Genomic DNA, 20,168 nt, shown 5'->3' with positions numbered 1-20,168 from the left:
TTTAGTCGGTCCAATTTATAGCATCATATGAGAATAGCAATTATAGACCTGGGAACCAACACCTTTAACTTATTAATAGCTGAACAAACCGAAGACAGCTACTCGATACTGTTGGAAAAAAAATATCCGGCCAAGCTTGGGAAAGGAGGCATCAACGATAAACGCATCCTGCCTGATGCCATGGAAAGGGGAATAGCAGCTCTTCAATCGCATCTGAGCACCATGGAACCATTTAAAGTTGATAAGGTGGTATGCATGGCTACAGCCGCTATTCGAAGTGCAGTCAATGGTCAGGATTTTGTAGACAGGGTTAAAAAAGAACTTGGACTTACCATTAATGTTATTGATGGCCAGAAAGAGGCAGAGTTAATATTCGACGGCGTGAAGCAGGTAGTACCAATTGGCGAAGAACGTGTCATGATATTAGATATTGGCGGAGGTTCTAATGAGTTTATTATTGCCAATAAAGACGGTGTGCTGTGGAAACACAGTTTTGACTTAGGCATAGCTCGCCTGCTCGACCGCTTTGCACCTTCAGATCCAATTACTGATTCAGAAATTGCAGCAGTGGAGGAGTTTATTCAGAAAGAACTGGAACTCCTCTATAAAGCAATGGAACAATTCCCTACTTCTACATTAATTGGTTCTTCGGGTTCGTTTGACACGATTGCCGGTATGCTGGCAGCTAAGCATCATCCGCATTTAGATATGAGCAAAACGATGACCTACCTAATACCATTACCTCATGCCCGCCAGTTACACGAGCTTTTCTTAAAGTCGACAGTAGAAGAACGTAAAAACATGAAGCGCATGGACTTACATCGCGTCGAAATGATTGTTTTGGCCAGTATTTTTATTAACTTCATCGTTAAAGAATTTGATATTAAAGAGATGTGGCAATGTGGCTTTGCTTTAAAAGAAGGTACCATCTTTCAACTAATAAACAATCAACTATAACTCCATAAAATATGGCAAAAATACTAGTAATAGACGATCAACGCAGCATTAGAAATACACTTAAAGATATACTTGAATACGAAAGTCACTCGGTAGATTTAGCTGAAGATGGAGAACAGGGACTCGAACAGTTCAAGGCCGGAAAATACGATGTAGTGCTTTGCGATATTAAAATGCCGAATATGGATGGCATGGAGGCACTCGATAAACTGCATGAATTAAACCCTGACACACCGGTTATTATGATTTCGGGACATGGTAATATTGATACAGCCGTGGAAGCCATTAAAAAAGGTGCTTACGACTTTATTGAAAAGCCCCTGGACCTGAATCGCATGCTGGTGACCATTCGCAATGCCATAGAGAAGAAAGATCTGGTGACCGAAACAAAGGTATTAAAACGCAAGGTAAGCAAGACCTATGATATGATAGGGGAATCGGAGCCTATTGCGCGTGTTAAGGAAATGATTGATAAAGTAGCACCAACGGATGCACGTGTACTTATTACTGGAGAAAATGGTACGGGTAAAGAGCTTGTGGCTCGCTGGCTGCACGAAAAGAGTAACCGTGCAGGTCAACCGTTTATCGAGGTTAACTGCGCTGCCATTCCATCCGAACTGATTGAGAGTGAGTTATTTGGCCACGAAAAGGGAGCGTTTACTTCAGCACACAAACAGCGGAAAGGAAAATTTGAGCAAGCCAACGGCGGCACCATCTTTCTGGATGAGATTGGCGATATGAGCCTGCCAGCACAAGCCAAAGTACTTCGTGCACTACAGGAGAATATTGTAAGCCGGGTAGGTAGTGATAAAGATATAAAGGTAGATGTACGTGTTTTAGCCGCCACCAATAAAAACCTGAAGGATGAAATAGCCAACAGTAACTTCAGAGAAGATTTGTACCACCGCCTAAGTGTGATACTGATACATGTGCCGGCACTCAACGACCGTAAGGATGATATTCCACTACTCACTGAGCATTTTAAAGACATCATCTGTGATGAGCTGGGAATGCCCAAAAAAGAGTTTACTGATGATGCCATTGATGAGCTAAAAGCAATTAACTGGACAGGTAACATTCGCGAATTCAGAAACGTTATTGAACGCTTAATAATTTTGGGCCAGACAACTATTTCCAAAGAAGATGTAATGGCATATGCCCGCCCTATGAACTAAGCCAATGAGGACAGAGAAGGATTTTTTAGGCGAATTACAGCTGCCTGATGATGCCTTGTATGGCATCCACTCGGTACGAGCAGTTGAAAACTTCATGGACCAAACACCATTTTCATATGAATGGTATAAAGCGGTTGGTATTGTCAAACTCGCTTGTTACCAAACATATCAAAAGTTTAAGTCTGCAGCTGTAGATAAATTCGAAGAAGAAGTTCTTCCCATCCGCTTTTTTGATGACAAAATCATTGATGCACTTTCAATAAGCGCATCAGAAGTAAGTAATGGGGATTATTTCAAACACTTCATTGTTCCCGCTATCCAGGGTGGAGCTGGCACCTCTATTAACATGAACGTTAATGAGATAATTACAAATGTTGCCTTGCAACAGCTAAACCAGCCAATCGGCAACTATTCTGTTATCGATCCGTTTGAACAAGCCAATGTCTTTCAGTCTACCAACGATGTGATACCAACAGCATTGACAGTCGCTGCCATGCACCTGTTAAACACCCTTGAAGATGCAATTAATAATCTAAGGCAAAAGGTAGAACAGCAGGAAAGCCGATTCAGAAATGTTTTACGTCAAGGCTACACTCAAATGCAGGCTGCCGTCCCAAGCACCTATGATAAATTATTTAGCTCCTACAACAACGCTCTATCGCGCGACTGGTGGCGGGTTTCAAAATGCTTGGAGCGCATCAAAGAAGTCAACTTGGGTGGAGGTGCCATTGGCACCGGCATCAGCATTCCGCGTTTTTTTATCATGCAGGTTGTAAGTGAATTACAGCATCTGACAGGTTTGCCACTTACACGTAGTGAAAACCTGAGCGATGCCACAGCTAACCTCGACAGATTTGTGGAGGTACACGCCATACTGAAAGCTCATGCAGTTAATCTCGAAAAGATGGTAAATGACTTGCGGCTAATGAGCTCCGACCTCTTTACCACTCGCGAGTTAAGCATCCCGCAACGTCAGGTGGGCAGCTCAATAATGCCTGGGAAAGTCAATCCCGTCATACCTGAATTTGTAATAAGTGCTGTGCATAAAGTATATGCCAATGATCAAATGATAGCTGCTTTGTGCGGGCAAGGATGTCTGGAACTCAACGCCTATTTGCCCAGCATTGGACACGCATTGCTTGAATCACTCAAACTTCTTATCAACAGTAACACAACACTCCGAAAGCACCTGTTTGATAACCTGAGTATTGAATCGGCCAACAAAAAAAACCACCCTTGCTATTTCAATCCTGCTATCACCACTGCATTAACACCTTATGTAGGCTATCATCAGGCAGCTCAATTAGCCAAATTGATGAAAAATGAACAGATTAGCATATTTGAAGCAAACCTGTTGATGAAACTCATTAGCAGTGATAAGCTTGATGAACTAATGAAACCTGAATCATTAATACGCCAGGGCTATAGCCTTAATGATTTGAAATAACTTGCTGAAAGCCAAAAAAAAGCACTTTCTTGCTTTAATCTCAAAGTTCTTTCATATATTTAGCAACAAAATATCACTAAACCAACTCTTTAACACCCAATAAAGCGTGGACCGCAACACAAATGAGTACAATAATGCATCTATTATTAATAACTCAGGAATGAAGCAACCTTTTCATTTCACATATAATCTCACAGGTGTTGGTCAGGTTGAGGGACTTGTTCAAGCAAATAATCAATCAGTAGATTTCAAGCTAACTAATAGCAGCAATCCTTTAAATGATCTGCTGAAAGGTATGATCAAATTAATCTTTGAACCTTCTCATATATGGGGAGAAGACAATATTAGCTGGGTTGACTGGTATGAAGAAAACGGTGGCATTAAATGGGTGTTATCAACCGAAGACGGTCACGTGGTTCATGTCAAGATAATTCGCTATGAGGATTTCTTTGATGAATCAACAGGTAAAGTTGTTTTAGACACAGCCCTGAGTTTACTGGATTTTTACTACGCCATTATTCAACAGCTTGATATATTACTTAAAAAAGTAGGGCTACTCAACTACGAACAGAAATGGCAGAAAGATGAATTTCCGTTTACCTACTTCTTGCTCCTGAAGAAATTCCTTATTGAAAAGGGACACTGGATTCCTACAAAGGAGCGCCTTGGCACTTTGAGTGACGAAATAGATTTTCTGCTGACGTAGTTTATCACATCAAACGATGCATCTATCAATATATTTTAATTAATTCACTCATTTTTTGCTACCTTAATTGAACCAAATACAAGTTCAATTGCTATGCATAACGCCCCCTCATATGACGATCTTCTTAAACGCATTAAGGAGCTTGAAAACATCATTACCAATCATGCATTTAAGGAATACAACCAAGCTATAAAAGATAGTGAAGAACGCTTCAGAGCCTTATCAGAAGCGGCTACTGAAGGTATCTTTATCACCGAAAACGGTTACTGCCTGGAGGCTAATAAAAGTGGCTGTGAGTTATTTGGTTATGAGCATGATGAACTGGTAGGCATGCTAGCCACAGAAGTATTTGACAAAGAATCAAGGCAATTAGTGATAGACCACATCAAAGAAGAGTACGAGGATAAATACGAAGCTATTGGTCTCAGAAAGGACGGTAGTAAGTTCCTGGCTGAGATACACGGGCAGAATTATATTTACAGAGGCAAAAATGTCAGAATCACTTCGATAAGAGATGTAACCGAACACCGCCATGCGCAAAGGGCACTAACGGAAAGTGAAGAAAAGTATCGCGAAGTAGTTGAAAATGCAGGCGACGGTATTTTACTTGGTAATTTAAAGGGCGAAATCATTGAGGTTAACAAAGCCTTTTTAAAAATGACGGGTTATACCATGCAGGATTTACTCAACAGGCACATTAAAAACCTATTTAAACCCGATGTATTGGATGAGAAACCATTACGTTTTGACTTGCTGAATAAAGGCCAGTCAGTATTGATTGAAAGGGAGATAATAGGTAAAGATGGCACAATAATTCCTGTGGAGATGAACTCTAAACGACCGCACGACCAATATTACCTGGCCATTATCCGGGACCTGAGAGAACGAAAAAAAGCCGAAAAGCACCTCCAACAAACCAATGAACAACTACGCATAGCCAAAGAAAAAGCTGAAGAAAGTGATCGGCTTAAATCGGCATTCCTGGCCAACATGAGTCATGAGATTAGAACCCCGATGAATGGCATTATCGGTTTTGCGGAACTGTTAAAGTCAGATGTTGGGAGATATGGCAAACAAGCCGATTATGTTGATATCATTATCAAAAGTGGTAACCAACTGCTTAATATCATAAACGATGTGCTGGAAATATCGCGCATTGAAACCGGACAGATTCAATTAAACTACAGTCAATTTAGCATCGGGCTGCTCATTAATGAGCTCAGAGCCTTTTTTGAGCCAATTGCCCATAAACAGCATAATATTATTCAAACTCAGCTACCAAATAAAGAACTACTTATCAACTGTGATGAAATCAAGGTCAAGCAAATTTTGACCAACCTCATCTCTAACGCCAATAAGTTCACTCAGAACGGCATCATCATCATTAGCATTCAAGAAGTTGATGAGCACATTTTGGTATCTGTCAAAGACACTGGAATTGGGATTCCCTCCGAATACCTTGACAAAATATTTGAACGCTTTCTGCAGGCAGAGAACAAAAACATCATGCACAATGGCACTGGTTTAGGCTTGTCTATATGCAGAAAGTATCTGGAATTAATGCAAGGTAAAATTTGGGTTGAGTCAACCCTGGGTGTTGGCTCAACCTTTACCTTTTCGCTACCAAAAACTTAACCATTAGCCAGTTTCTGATTAACTGAAATACTATTGTAAACCAGCTCAGACAATCGTTCGTATGATTCGTCGCTTGGATATACAGGCTTTAAAAATTCTACACTGACCTTTTTAAACGGCCGAGGAAATTTAGACCCTCTCGGCAAAGCATTCACAGCACCCTTAATGGACACAGGAACGATTGGCACATTCAGCTCTCGACTTAGAATTGCAAATGTTTTCTTGAATTCACCCAAAGAACCATCAAACGAGCGTGTACCCTCAGGGAAAATGATAAGGTTCTTCTTTTTCTTTAAAGCTTCGCCCATCTTCTGAATCGATTCTTTAAGATCTTTATTCAGATCCATGATAATGATATGGTGCCGGTTGGCAAAGAACTTAAGGAAACGAGATTTAATATGTTTCTCTTTGGCATAAAAGTATGTGTTACGTATGCTTTTATTCTTTAACCACGAAGCAACAAACAAGCCGTCAAAATAGCTCTGATGATTTGGCGCTATAATACATGGACCTTCTGGTATATTGGCCGTTCCTTTACCTTTGAATCGAAAGTAAAGGTGAAAAAAATACTTGGAAGCCTTTAAAAACAATGCACCAGTAAACCAGGTACGTGGCAACTGCAGATGCACCTTCTCTTTCAATATCTTCGACCAGTTAATCTTTTCAACGGCTAACTTTGTCCGCTTCTCTGCTATATATTCACTCAATTCCAATACCGAACCAAAGCTCACCAACTGCTCTACTTCCATCTCAATACCAAAGGTAGATTGTATAAACACCAATAAACCAACTTTATCGAGCGAATCAAGAGCCAAATCATATTCGATATGATCGCCTGGTCTTACATTACAATTCTTCTCACTACTTATAAAATCAACCAGCACTTTATATTCTTCCAAGGTAATCTTCTCTATAATGGCTGGCTCGATCTCTTTATCGGCCTTAGCCAACTCGGCTAATTTGAAGCGCTGAAGTTTACCCAATCGTGTTCGAGGCAAGTCATCATCACTAACTGAGAAATCCATGATCTTTTTATAGGGAGAAACAGACTTATTGTAAGCATCAATCACCTCCCATTTCAGCTTATCCTCTACCTGCTCGTTGCTAAGTCCTTTCAGCTCCGCTCTGTTAGGAACAATAATGGCTTTTAATTGATCCAGATCGGCATAAACCCCTATCTCTGCAACACAGGCAGCCATATTTTCTATCTTGGTCTCTACCTCAGATGGATTGATATTCTTCCCATTGGATAATACAATAATTTCTTTTTTACGACCCGTAATATACAGGTAGCCTTCCTCATCCATTCGGCCCAAATCACCGGTATACAACCAGCCATCTTTTAGCACCTCTGCAGTTTCCTCAGGGCGATTAAAGTAGCCCTGCATCACATTTGGCCCCTTAACTACAACTTCACTGTCACGTATCTCAATCTGAGCTCCAGGCAAAGCCTCACCAGGACTTCCAATACGCACTCTGCCAGGCCTTGTAAAGGTAATCATTGGCGCAGCTTCGGTCATTCCAAATCCTTCCAACACCTCAAACCCAAGGGTCTTAAAATCATCACCCACTTCAGGATCAAGTGCGGCACCACCACTCACCATAAACTTTACAGCTCCACCAAACTTTTGATGAGCCGATTTAAACACCTTCCTGGAGAAGCTCTTTGAGTTAAGAGACTTGGCCAGGCTAAACAAAGCCCTGGCAATGGGACTGCTATCAATCTTTGTTCGGATTCCTTTTCGAATAGCCGAATATAAACGAGGCACGCCAATAATAATGGACACCTTATTATCCTGAAGTGTTTTCATAATATCTTCAGACGCCATAGATGGCGAAACAGCGATGGTACCACCAACAAAAAGTGGTGCTATCATTGTTCCCATAAGCGGAAAAATATGATGCATCGGCAAAAGCATCATTACAACCTCATCCTTAGTGTAAATATTTATTTGGTTCGAAACAGCATCAACGTTGGCCATCAGATTAGTGTAAGAAAGCATCACCCCTTTAGGACTGCCAGTTGTTCCGGAGGTATAAATGATGACAGCTGTCTTATCGTCAGATGTATCTATGGTTCCTAATGAATTAACATCTGCAAGTAGAAGCTCATTGCACTCCTCTATTACAAAAATACGAGTAGTAATACCAGCCTTTTCAATTGCCGTCTCAAGGTGAGCTTTTTTATCTTTTGAGGTAAAAACAACCTCAGGATAGCAATCTTTAAGAATGTACGCCACCTCGTCTTCTGAAGACATAAAGTCAATAGGTACAATTGTGGCATTATTATACCAACCGGCATAAAAGGAATAAATCCAACCCACCTGATTTTCAGAAAAAACAGCAACTCTGTTTAAAGGTATATCATTTAAAAGCTGAGCAAATGTGGCTATCTTAACTTTTAAATCATCGTAACTGATCTTTGTATCACCACATGATACCGCTGTTTTATTACCTGCATTATAAATCATATTCAATATCCTTTCCGTTGTTTTCGTTCCAACAAACCTACTTTAATATTCTGACATTTAATAAAGTAATTAGAATACAAATGGTTCATTGGTACCCGATTATAAATAATCGGGCGCTATCATATTTTTAGTTTTCACAAAGGGACTTATTGCCCTGTTATAAATTCCCTGCACATAAGCAATTGCCATGCCATAGTTGGTGATTGCTATATCACTGGCTTTGGCTGGACCAAGACGATTATGAAGCTGCTTGCGGGTTATCATGCAGCCACCACATTGGATAACCAAGGCATAATCATCAATCGGGCGCTCTACATTATTTAAGCCTGCTACCACATCAAATTCAAGCTGACGGCCTGTATAAGCAGCTATCCACCTGGGGATTTTCACTCTGCCAATGTCATCGCAGGCCACATGATGCGAACACGATTCAAGCATCAGCACACGATCACCATCTTTTAGTTCATCAATTTTAGGTGTGCCTTTAAGGTAATTACTGAAATCACCCTTAAAGTGAGCCAGGAGTATACTAAAACTGGTCAATGGTATTTCCTTAGGAATAGAAGCATCTGCCTTTAGGAAAATCTGGCTATCGGTTATTGCCAAAGTCGGCTTAATGTTAGTTTTGCGCAGGAAGGCGTCAACCTCTCGCTCTTTAAGTACAACACAAATAGCATCATTATCAAGAATATCACGAATTGCCTGCACCTGCGGCAAAATTAGCCTACCTTCAGGTGCTTCAATATCAATAGGTGTGATTAACAAAACAATATCGCCATAACTAACCAAATCGCCCACTAGTGACGGCACTGAATAAGCCGACTCAGGAATAGCTTCTTTAATCGCTCTGATTAAAGGCTCAGCATCTCCGTTAAGGGCATTAAAAGAAACCACTGACAAACACCCCAACTCATGACACTTATGGCTAAAAATAGCAGTATTTTGAACCAAATCACATTTATTGTGCACAACAATAAAGGGTGTATCCTGATCATTAAATTGCTTCACAAGAGACATCTCTTCATCTGACCATTGGTTATTCGTCACCACCAATATGGCCAAATCAACGAGCTTAATGGCTCCCAAGGTTTTCTTAATGCGCTGTTGACCTAAATCGCCAACATCATCAATACCTGCTGTATCAATTAGCACTACAGGGCCAAACCCTGAAATTTCAAACGACTTTTTAACCGGATCGGTAGTTGTACCAGCATGGTCCGATACTATTGCAATATCTTGATTAGCTATTCTGTTAATGATGGAGCTCTTCCCGTTATTACGTCGGCCAAAAAGTCCAATATGAGGTGTTCTTTCTCTACCCATCCTGATTAGTTGCGATTGTATGCAAATTTAAAAATAATAATTTCAATTTAATACACACTTAAACAACTACCATAGTGATGCTTACAACACAGAGTGAAAAACAACAATAAAAAAAATGATAATAATGTCACCCCTTTTATTAAATGGAGTGTCTATATAACTGAATGCGAAAGCGTATTAAGCTATTGGCGTAAGTGAATAGTTTCTCATGGGTTTAGAAGGGCTGTGGATTTTTTATTCTTTTTAATACACTAAAGGTTTAAGCAAATACTAGGATATTCCACAGCCCGTTTTTTGTAGCGTATTTTAAGATGGAATGGGCAACATTTTATCCCTTAAACAATTAACCTCAAAAGGGGATTACTTAAGTAATCCCCTTTTTTTTAGCCAACGAATCCCATCATATTCTGATTCATAAAGATACGATAAGTCAGACTATCAATTTGCTTGAATGGTAACACTGCCATATGATCAAACTTAAGATGGTGCTCAAATGGTAATAAGATTTCATCGATATTTTTGGCGTAAGCAGGATACAACTCTTTAAGTCTTTTACAGGTTTGTCGAACGATTTCAACTTTTACATCATTTTCTTCATGAGGTGTGGCTATGGCAGCCAATCGATCTTTGACGGTATTTAGTACATGAATTTTTTTTGCTCTCTCTGATTCGATGTCACTCCATATAGTAGTTGCCTTCTGAACGAGCTTATTTAAAATGATATTTTTCATTGTTATGCCTGGTTTTGTGTTTCTTTACTTATTAATAGCAAAAAACACAAAACGTAACACTTTTTAGTAATTTTTGGACATGAAAAAAGCTGCATCACACTGAGCAGCTTTATTTTAGCATTTTTATCATATTATATTTATAGCTTCACACCTATAAACAGCACATCGTCAATTTGCTCCAGTTCCCCTTTCCATTTCTCAAAGTTCTCTTTAACAGTTGTATACTGTTCCTCACCAGATTGTTGATGCATATTATGAATCAGGTTTTGCACACCTACCTTCATAAACTTCTTACCCAATGGCCCACCAAACTGGTCAGGATAACCATCGGAAAACATATAAATCTGATCGCCCCGTTTGCAATTATACTCAACATTAATGTAGGGGCTCAATTGCGCTTCATAACTATCTCCAATACTTCTCCGACTTCCTTTATACACAGTTAGCTCATCGTTCATAATAAGATATACAGGGCGTTTAGCCGATGCCAACCTCACACGTCTCGTGGGTATATGCACCTCCAACACTGAAATATCCATGCCGTCCATACTTTCGTTACCCTGGTTTTTCTGAAGCAATTTTTTAACCTCTTCATCTAGTTTTTCAAGTATAGCGGCTGGTGAATCAATGGATGGTAAGCGGTATATATCATTTAATATTGTTGTACCAATCATTGACATAAAAGCACCAGGAACACCATGCCCCGTACAATCGGCACAACAGGCAACAAAGTAGTCTTTAGAACGATTAAACCAGTAGAAATCCCCACTAACGATGTCGCGAGGGAGAAAATAAACAAACGAATCCGGAAACACATTCATCAAATCATCCATAGAAGGCAAGATGGATGATTGAATCTTCTTGGCATAATTAATACTGTCAGTAATATCCCGGTTCTTCCGCTCAATCTCAGCTTTCTGCTCTCTTAACACAACTGTTTGAGAGGCCACCTCCTGCTGCAGTAACTGCTTCTGGCGAATCAAGGCTTTCTCACGGTATTTTATCAATCCATAAATGGCCAATACCAAAAGACAGCCTGCTAAAATCAAAAACCAGGTGGTAAACCAGATTGGTGGTGCAACCTCAACCGTAATAACCCGAGATAAACTACTCTCCTGTCCATCTGCATTGAAAGCTCTCAATCGTATTTTATAACTACCTGGCCTCAGATAATCAATCTCCTTACTATTTACTTCATTCAGCTTCGACCATTTTACGGACTCACCTTTCTCACCTTCTTCTTCGATCTTGATTTCGTAGCTGACTTCCTCGGGGTTTTTAAAGCTAATCGCTCTAAACTCTAATCTGAGTTTATAATACCCTTTCCCATATGGAAATTTTAACTTTAGTCGATTGGTCAATGGTATTGGTTCATCATTTAAATACAAAGCCGTTAAATTGAGAATTGGAGCTACTGTATTTGGCCGATCATTCTCGGGTAAGTAATTTACCACTCCTTCATTTGATGTCAGCCAAACTGTGCCCTCATCATCCTGACGTACCTGATAAAAAACACTGCCTAAGTCATCATTATGCCCATAGGTAGAAATAACATGCTTATCATCACTTGCTGGTTCTATTCTGGATAGTCCGCCATCATGAATGATCCATAAACGCTTTTTAATATCCCGCTGTATACCATAGCAAAAGTCTTTTTTAAGCCCATCGGCAGTTGTAATCTGATGCTTAACACTTCCATTAACGTAACAGATGACGCCCTCACCTTTTGTGCTAATCCATAGCTTTCCTTCATCGTCCTCAGCCATGCCAGTAACATCCATAGCCACTTCATCTTTCACCGGGTGACGCTCAATCCTGTCCAGTGCGATATTTATTTTACAAAGCCCTCCATCTTTTGGTCCAACCCAAATATTCTTTTTCGAATCGACGTATACAAAGTTGATGTTATTATGGGACAGGCCATCTTTAATTTCGTAGTTCTTTACTTGATTGGATTGTAGATCGATAATAAACAAGCCACGCTGCGTTGCCAATAGCAGTTGGTTTTCGTACCCGGCTAAATCATTGATTCGCAAGGCCAGCTGATCATTAAAGTAATTACGCTTCTTAAAGCGCTCAGAATTTTTCTCTTTATAATACAGCCCATTGCTGGCAGTTGCCACCCATAATGTCTCGTCACCACTCTTGTAAAAATCAACTATCGCATCATTTGGTATACCGCCATATTGTGCATCATAATACCTGACATCAAAACACATAGGATCTGTCAGCACAAGGCCACGTTCCAATCCAATCCATAAATTCTTACCATCTTTGAAGACTGACTGTGCATTATAGTGAAAACCAATATCATGCATTTTATAGAAGACAAAATACTGATTGACAAGTAAAGATACGCCGCTGCCCTTTGTTCCAAACCAATAATTGCCTTCACGGTCGCATAATATATCGGTGACATCATTATTGCTTAATCCATTATTACTGGAGTATTTGAATGAATCAGAAAACTCTCCGGTCACCGGATCAAAAATCAAACGAATCACACCATTCCCAAGGGTTGAAATCAGAATATGCCCTTCAGCTTCCTCATAAATATCCGTTACTTCCTCTGATTGTATATTAAACTTTGTACACAGGTTGTTGTCTGTAATATGCCTTACTCCTCCTGCTTGCTGCCCTTCACTATAGGAGTAAAATCCGTTTCCACGCGTACCAATCCAATATTTATTGGTATTCTTACTCTTAACAATTGTATTGATCCATGTACTTGGAATGTCTGTTACTTTATCTATTTCAACATCGTCAAAATTGGTGTCGAAATTAAATACAAATAAGCCTTTACGAGCTGTTCCAACCAATAATTGAGTAGGTGACAAGGCTTTTACAGTCGTATAATTCTTTCTTCCGAACTTCTTACGATCAAAAAACGTCTTAATTTCTCCAGATTGATCAATCCGAATTAAACCCTGCTTCTGGTCAACGGCCCAGATCGCTCCCTGTCCATCTCCCGTCATACCGGATATCAGTTGAGATGCCCCTTCAATATCAAGCCTGGTAAATCGACCGTCTTCATAATACGATATTAAACCATTCTTATGCCCAATCCATAACCTGCCATTATGATCGAAATGCAGGCAATTGATATAATTATGCGCCAGGGAATCGGCTGTGGTATAGACATTGTAATCGATACCATCAAAACGAATTAGCCCTTCATCAGTACCCATCCATACATAGTCGTTTTTATCCTGGGCTAGAGTAATAATATCGTTATCAGCTAGGCCTTCTGAAGTATTGTATATTTTAAAATCAAACGATTGAGAAAACGCAGTTAACGGCATCAAAAACCCCAGCATTAACAACCATATTATTTGTTTCATGAGCATCAATCTTATCGTTTAATCTTTATAAATCAATAATTAAGCAATTAACAGCTGACGTGAGTCCTGAATATCGAAATGCCAGAACAATAACTATTACAATTCTTCAGCAGTTGGTTTACCCTTATACTTAGGAACACCACCAATAGGTACACTGTAAGATTTAAGTAATTCGCCATACTGGTTTTCGAAGTAAATAACTACATTGTTATTGCGAATATTTCCTGAAGGATGCTTTTTCATCTGAATATCCAACGATGTATTGTACTCCTCCTGCTTTATCTGATAAACACTTGATACCCACTCATCATCGCCAGATATCTTCATCATATTACCTGCCGTAGCTACCGAACGTACAATAATCCAACCATCTCTATCCCAGTCAAAATTCGTTTGTTTGATAGATACAATACTTGAATCATTGATATATGGATAAATGTGAGATAATTCTTTGGGATTATCGTGCAAGCGAATGGTGTACTTATAATAAAAAGCATAACCACCTTCTACTTCAACTTGTTGCTGTTCCGACTTACTCATATACAACTGATACATATTGCCATCATCTCCAGATACCCCCTCAACAATTACTTTAAACACATGTCCACCTTCTTCAGGCAAGTATTCTCCTTCTGAAGGATTAATAGGACCAAAGGTATACCACTTGCCATCGTATTCAGACTCATTCCCAAATGTTTTGGAAGCCAGCAATGTCCCTTCGTCGTAGTTACCATCAAGGTTTAAAGTTTGTGCATCTTTGCTGGAGCAACTACCTTTCCCTCCATATATGCTAAAAGAGGTTTCCGTATCCCACTCACCTTGTATTTCGTCATTTTCACCCCCACAATCAGGATCATATACCTGAATATAAATGGGCGCAGTATGATTCTTTGGCACGGTGAAAAAGATAATCTGACAAAAATTGGCATCTCCCCACGAAGTCTCAGCATCGGCACCAAAAGTAATTAGGTTAGGTATGTTCTCATCAGCACCAGGCACAGGCTGCGCCTTTGTCAATGAAACTGTTAACAAAAATAAGAATGCTAGTTTAAGTAGTTTGGACATAATTATTCAATTACATTAATTTCTTTATAGGTACACATCTTCAAATTCGGATCATCTTTACTAATTGTACCGCATCTCACAATCTGCTTTCCTTTTGTTCGAAAAACATACTGAATAGTTACACCTTTTTGCCTGGTTCCATCTGGCAACTCCCAATAAAAGCCATTGGGTTCGAAGTCACCCAGGTTCGACTCCAATGCATCAAGTGTTTGTGGCTCACCTACTCGCACATTATCAGAAGAGGTAATATATACTTGTACTTTCTTTTTAACTTCCTGATAAAAATCATTCAAAACGAATAGTTCTACATTCTCAATTGAATCTACCAGAAGTGACTGAACATGGTAGTTACCGGGCTGTTTATACTGATGAATGACAGTATCTCCTTCGGCAGTTTGTCCATCGCCAAAATGCCATACATATTTCAATGGTCCATCGCCCTTACCTCCCATAGTGTCATAAAACCGATAAGTAAACGTGTTTTCCTTCTGTTTGGTAGCTTGTCCGAATACTGGGAACAGCGTAATAAACTCATACAAATCATCATCACCAGTCCTGTCTGAAGCAAAGTAACCACTCTGCCCATCAGCACTAATATAACAGCTAAATTCATTGGCAGCCGTATTAATACTATTACCCAGGTTAATTGGAGTTGACCAGCCTTCGTCAGTGCGAACAGTGTATAATATATCAAGACCTCCTTCCCCAGCATGACCATTGGACGCGAAATACAATTTGCCACTTTGGTGGTAAAACGGAAAAACTTCGCTTCCTTCTGTATTGACTGATGGGCCCATATTTATGGCTGGACCCCAGCTATCACCATCTCTTTCTGATACGTAAATATCCGTTTGCCCGTAACCACCCTCCTGATCTGAGACAAAAAACAAGTACTGACCATCGGAAGATAGAGTTGGGTGAGCAGTATTATAACTGCGTCGAGAATTAAAAGGCAGGCTCTGTGCCTTGCTCATTTCCTTTTCAGTTAAACCAGCCACAAATATCCCATGCAGGTTATCGCTATTCTTCGCCAGGCGTTGCTTGTGCTTATATTGCGTTTCTGTAAAAAAAACTTCATTAAACTCAGGATAAAAGGCAATTGTAGAGGTGTGGTATGGTAAAAAATAATCCTGCTCAAATTGCCTTTCATCCATCCATGACGAATCGCTTGCCTGCTGGATAGTAAAAAGGTTGTAAAAATTATTATTATCCTGATCAATTGGCTTATTTAGCCATTTAACATTTTTGTCTGAACTAAAATAGAGCAAAGAGTCATACACCATTGGAGCAATTTCACTTTGATTCTTTTTACAAAATGGCAGCCTTTTAACACTCACTCCCTGAGCTTCTGCTATCTGAAAAGTAAGTGCAAATAATACGCTTAATAGAAAAATTTTCTGATGCATAGATTAGGTTTAGAAGAATTTAGGATTTGGTGTTTTTACTTTGTAGCCGAAATCGTATTGAATAGCAATTTCGTGTGTTCCATTATTGAATGAGCTTATCTCTCCTGTGGTGTAATCCAGACTGTAGGAGAACCTCAGCTGTGGTGTTACCTGATAAGCAAGCATAGCCACAATATCTTTGGTTGTTCGGTAAGCCGCACCTACCCAAATCATATTGTCATAAATAACAGAGGCATTCAAATCAAGCGAAGAGCCAAACTCTGGATTTACCCTTGCCATAAAACTAGGTTGAAGGTGCCACCTGTCAGCTATTTCGAATAGATACCCGGCGGTTGCCAGATAATCGGCCTTATCCAACGCAAAGCTGTTAGACCCACCTTCAATGTAGGGATCGTAATAAAAGAAATTGGGAATTGAGAAACCTGCAAAAAAGCGGTTGGAATACCACGCCGCACCAAATCCAATCATTGGCGCAAAGTTTGATTCATTGCTGGCAAACATATTATCCAACTGCCCCGATGCATCTCCTAATGTGGCCACATCTGTCCAATTGGCATTGTAAAAACCACCTCCTCCATTAATACTAAAAGCCAGTTTTTGATGATTGGCCATTTTTATCCGGTAGGTATACGAAAACGTAAAGCCCGTTTCTTTATTAACACCATACTGCTGGTTATACACCTCGAAGCCAAGTGCCACATTCTCATTTTTCAGGGCCGAATGCATACTAAATAGCATTGTACCCGGGGCACCTTCAAAACCTGCCCATTTCTTCCGGTAACCACCATATAACGATAAGACCTCCCTGTTGCCTGCAAAGGCAGTATTCAGCGCATAACGATTATGCATGTACTGACTCATCACCATATCCTTCTGTGCCATGAGAGGCGCAACTGTAAGGAGCATAAGTACCAGTAGTGTTAGATTTATGGTTAGTTTTCTCATTTTGTGCTCCCTTTTATGATTAGGTAATTCTTTATTGGCTCAATACCATTGCCGGTAAATATGTAGTAATAGGTACCATCCTTTCGCTCTCCGTTATTCTGGTAGCCATTCCAACCTTCTTCGGTATCAGACCCGGAACGGCAGAAATCAGTTGTTTCAAAAACCACCTTACCAGTCACATCAAATACTATCAGCTTATTACCTTCCACATTGGCGGCACCACCAATCATGAAAGTCTCATTAACTCCGTCTCCATTAGGTGAAAATCCGGTGGTTTGATAGATATCATTCACACGAATCAGCTTTTCTGCTGTTACAGCAGGACAAACTCCATTCTCTATAGTGCAAATAACCTGGTTATTACCAAGCGACAGACCTGATACAGTAACCTGAGGCACTTCCTGTTCATCAACACTTACACCTTCCGGTAAATTCCAGGTCAATGGCATATCCTCTAACCCAGTGGTAGAAAATACAATCTCCTTATCAAGATAAACAGTGGTGTCGTTGCCTAATGAAACATTCTTTGGCATCTTATTAAACTCTATCTCCACCTCATCAAAATCGACACATTCGGTATTTTCACTATTAACTTCTGTCCATCTGAGTGTATAGTATTCAAGGGTATATTGAGCACCATAATTAAGACTGGCCTTTGATATCGGGTTGTCACTATTTTCGATTGTTAACCCTGATCCCTCATGATCATCAATAATAGTCCAAAAGCCTGTATTCCCATCCTCAAGACTTGCTCCAAGCTGAATTTCTTCGCCACAAACAGGCTGACTAAAAAATCCGGCATCAGTAACAGGTGTTCTATCTACATTGATGTTAACATTCTGATTAATGATGGTTTCACAGCCATCAACATCTCTTAACCTAAATAGCTGATATATCTCGCTATCAATTAGTGTGCGAGTAACAATCTGCTTCACATCTGTTTCCAGAAATACCAACTCTCCATCTGTATAAAAAACACTGATCGGGAAAGTACCGGTAATATCAAGTGCAATAGTTGCCTGGTTATTAGAACAAATTGTTTCACTATCAGAGATAGAACCGCCGGATGGACTTGGCTTATTAACAACATTAATAGGGCTGCCTATTTCCTTTTCACATACTCCCTGAATCTCTTTAAAGTATACGGTGTAATTACCTTCAGCTATTGCACTAAAAACAGGATTTAGACTATTTTCATCCGTTAAAGTTCCATCTACCGTACCATTTCCCAACCTCCATATCGTACTGCTTGTTTCAAATTCTTTACTCCCACTCAAATGAACATCTAAATCACAAGTCCGGATTGGATCATGAATTGTGGGATTAGGCATCGCATCAACTATCACAGTACCTTCCCCGTTATTAACAGTTCCCGCAATCCCATTAACATCTTCTAAATCATACACTCGCAGAAAGCCTGAGTTAGGAAAATTAATAGGAAGTGTAAAAATATCGCTATTATGATTTGTCACGACGACTCCTTGATCAACTATCCCATTATTAATCCAATACTTAAAGTCATAAGGAGCATCTCCTGTAAAGTTAATTGTCAAAGTTACTTCCCCCGATTCGCAAAAACGCAACTGGTCATAACTCACATCAGCTACAGGCTGTGCATAAGCTTTTCCTGCTCCTACACTGAGTAGAAGCACAATAAGCACTAGTAGATTATTTTTCATCCCATTAGTATTGTTAGCAAACGTACATCCCCAAAACTGCTCAACAATGATAAACTTATACGCTTGATAATTAATAATGTTCCATCACTTACAAACATAATTAAAAAAAGGCGAAATGTGATGATTTTAGCCACTCACAGAAGCCGCTTTACCGTCACAATTGATGTATTCGTCAAAAAAAGCTATTGACATCCGAAAGTACGCATAACATCTAACGCTTAAGGCGATCTGCAGACAACGACCTGATTAGGGGCTTTACGGCAGTATTAAGACTCAAACGCCCATATACTAAGGAACTAATTTAAAGAACATAAAAAAGGCTGCGCATGGCAGCCTAATAGTATCTATGATTGCTGTTATTAGATACGTACTTGCTCACGAATAGCTTTCGCTATCGCCTCAAATTCATCAGCAGACAGTTCAAGCTTTGGATTTCTAAAGTTAATGTCAGCTTCACTATTCATCGGAATGAGATGAATGTGCGCGTGAGGCACCTCAAGCCCTAAAACAGCCACTCCAACACGCTTACAGTCAATCACCTGCTTCTGAGCAACTGCAATCTTTTTGGCAAACACATTCATATCAGCCAAAAGATTATCATCCAAATCAAACAAATAATCAGTCTCTTGTTTAGGCACCACTAAGGTGTGCCCTTTGACCAGCGGATTGATATCCAGGAATGCAAAAAAGCGGTCGTCTTCAGCAATTTTGTAACATGGAATATCGCCATTAATTATTTTAGAGAAAATGGTTGACATGGCTCTTTGTGTTAAATTGATATTTCGATCACTTCAAAAGTCATCATACCCGATGGCACCTGGATTTCCACCTGATCACCTACTTTTTTGCCTAGTAATCCTTTTGCAATTGGCGTTGAAATAGAGATCTTTCCTTCCTTCAGATTTGCCTCACTTTCGGGCACCAGCGTATAGGTCATCGTTGCCTTGTTCTTCAGGTTTTTGATTTTCACCTTATTCAACAACTGCACCTTTGAAGTATCTATGCGTGATTCGTCAATGATCCGACTATTGGCAATTGTATCCTTCAATTTTGCTATGCGCATTTCCAACAAACCTTGGGCTTCCTTAGCAGCATCATACTCTGCATTTTCAGATAAATCACCTTTATCACGAGCTTCGGCAATCTGCCTTGAAATGGAAGGTCGCTCATAAGTTTCCAATTGATGCAATTCGTCTTTTAGCTTCTTTAAGCCTCCTTCTGTTATATATTTCATCGGTTCAAATTTTATTTATTATAGCCTGCTATCACTCACCAGTTTTATCATCT

At 39.7% G+C, this 20,168-nt stretch carries 15 protein-coding genes; 5 read left to right on the top strand and 10 right to left on the bottom strand.

Annotated features, from left to right (window positions below; genetic code table 11):
* Positions 1–27: 27 nt before the first annotated feature.
* The 5 genes from KDU71_RS13580 to KDU71_RS13560 all read left to right on the top strand — a co-directional run bounded on the left by KDU71_RS13580 (position 28) and on the right by KDU71_RS13560 (position 5,920).
* Entirely contained in the window at positions 28–957 is a 930-nt protein-coding gene (locus tag KDU71_RS13580; protein ID WP_212191629.1) for a Ppx/GppA phosphatase family protein, read from the top strand.
* Positions 958–968: 11 nt separating this feature from the next.
* Positions 969–2,132, top strand: coding sequence for a sigma-54-dependent transcriptional regulator (locus KDU71_RS13575; RefSeq protein ID WP_212191628.1), 1,164 nt, complete (start codon positions 969–971; stop codon positions 2,130–2,132).
* A 4-nt stretch (positions 2,133–2,136) separates the two neighbouring features.
* Positions 2,137–3,579 (top strand): lyase family protein, encoded by a 1,443-nt coding sequence (locus tag KDU71_RS13570; protein ID WP_212191627.1) that lies wholly within the window; start codon positions 2,137–2,139, stop codon positions 3,577–3,579.
* A gap of 160 nt (positions 3,580–3,739) precedes the next feature.
* Positions 3,740–4,285, top strand: a complete 546-nt coding sequence (locus KDU71_RS13565; protein ID WP_212191626.1) for a hypothetical protein — start codon at positions 3,740–3,742, stop codon at positions 4,283–4,285.
* A gap of 93 nt (positions 4,286–4,378) precedes the next feature.
* Positions 4,379–5,920 carry a PAS domain S-box protein gene (locus tag KDU71_RS13560; protein ID WP_212191625.1) on the top strand — a complete coding sequence of 514 codons (1,542 nt, stop codon included), beginning with the start codon at positions 4,379–4,381 and terminating at the stop codon, positions 5,918–5,920.
* Here KDU71_RS13560 and KDU71_RS13555 read toward each other — a convergent pair.
* From KDU71_RS13555 to greA, 10 genes are all read right to left on the bottom strand, one after another.
* Positions 5,917–8,391: an AMP-binding protein gene (locus KDU71_RS13555; protein ID WP_212191624.1), complete on the bottom strand. Its 2,475-nt coding sequence runs from the start codon at positions 8,389–8,391 to the stop codon at positions 5,917–5,919. The genes KDU71_RS13560 and KDU71_RS13555 overlap by 4 nt on opposite strands.
* Positions 8,392–8,490: 99 nt before the next feature.
* Complete coding sequence (gene hydF / locus KDU71_RS13550) at positions 8,491–9,714, bottom strand: [FeFe] hydrogenase H-cluster maturation GTPase HydF (RefSeq protein ID WP_212191623.1); 1,224 nt, start codon at positions 9,712–9,714, stop codon at positions 8,491–8,493.
* A 383-nt stretch (positions 9,715–10,097) separates the two neighbouring features.
* Positions 10,098–10,445, bottom strand: a complete 348-nt coding sequence (locus tag KDU71_RS13545) for a hypothetical protein (RefSeq protein ID WP_212191622.1) — start codon at positions 10,443–10,445, stop codon at positions 10,098–10,100.
* 137 nt (positions 10,446–10,582) lie between these two features.
* Complete coding sequence (locus KDU71_RS13540) at positions 10,583–13,786, bottom strand: two-component regulator propeller domain-containing protein (protein WP_212191621.1); 3,204 nt, start codon at positions 13,784–13,786, stop codon at positions 10,583–10,585.
* Positions 13,787–13,882: 96 nt separating this feature from the next.
* The gene (locus KDU71_RS13535) at positions 13,883–14,851 is read right to left on the bottom strand and encodes a hypothetical protein (protein WP_212191620.1); all 969 of its coding nucleotides are present in this window, start codon (positions 14,849–14,851) and stop codon (positions 13,883–13,885) included.
* Positions 14,852–14,853: 2 nt separating this feature from the next.
* Complete coding sequence (locus tag KDU71_RS13530) at positions 14,854–16,257, bottom strand: PKD domain-containing protein (protein WP_212191619.1); 1,404 nt, start codon at positions 16,255–16,257, stop codon at positions 14,854–14,856.
* Positions 16,258–16,266: 9 nt separating this feature from the next.
* Positions 16,267–17,202, bottom strand: coding sequence for a PorP/SprF family type IX secretion system membrane protein (locus KDU71_RS13525; RefSeq protein ID WP_212191618.1), 936 nt, complete (start codon positions 17,200–17,202; stop codon positions 16,267–16,269).
* Positions 17,199–18,881, bottom strand: coding sequence for a T9SS type B sorting domain-containing protein (locus KDU71_RS13520; protein ID WP_212191617.1), 1,683 nt, complete (start codon positions 18,879–18,881; stop codon positions 17,199–17,201). Before KDU71_RS13520 ends, KDU71_RS13525 begins: the two co-directional genes overlap by 4 nt.
* Before the next feature lie 359 nt (positions 18,882–19,240).
* Positions 19,241–19,639: an HIT family protein gene (locus tag KDU71_RS13515; protein ID WP_212191616.1), complete on the bottom strand. Its 399-nt coding sequence runs from the start codon at positions 19,637–19,639 to the stop codon at positions 19,241–19,243.
* 11 nt (positions 19,640–19,650) lie between these two features.
* Positions 19,651–20,115 carry a transcription elongation factor GreA gene (gene greA, locus KDU71_RS13510; RefSeq protein WP_212191615.1) on the bottom strand — a complete coding sequence of 155 codons (465 nt, stop codon included), beginning with the start codon at positions 20,113–20,115 and terminating at the stop codon, positions 19,651–19,653.
* Positions 20,116–20,168 lie beyond the last annotated feature (53 nt).

Source organism: Carboxylicivirga sediminis, assembly GCF_018156225.1.
Taxonomy (GTDB): domain Bacteria; phylum Bacteroidota; class Bacteroidia; order Bacteroidales; family Marinilabiliaceae; genus Carboxylicivirga; species Carboxylicivirga sediminis.
Note: the sequence above shows the minus strand (reverse complement) of the source record. Positions and strands in the feature narration are given on the sequence as shown.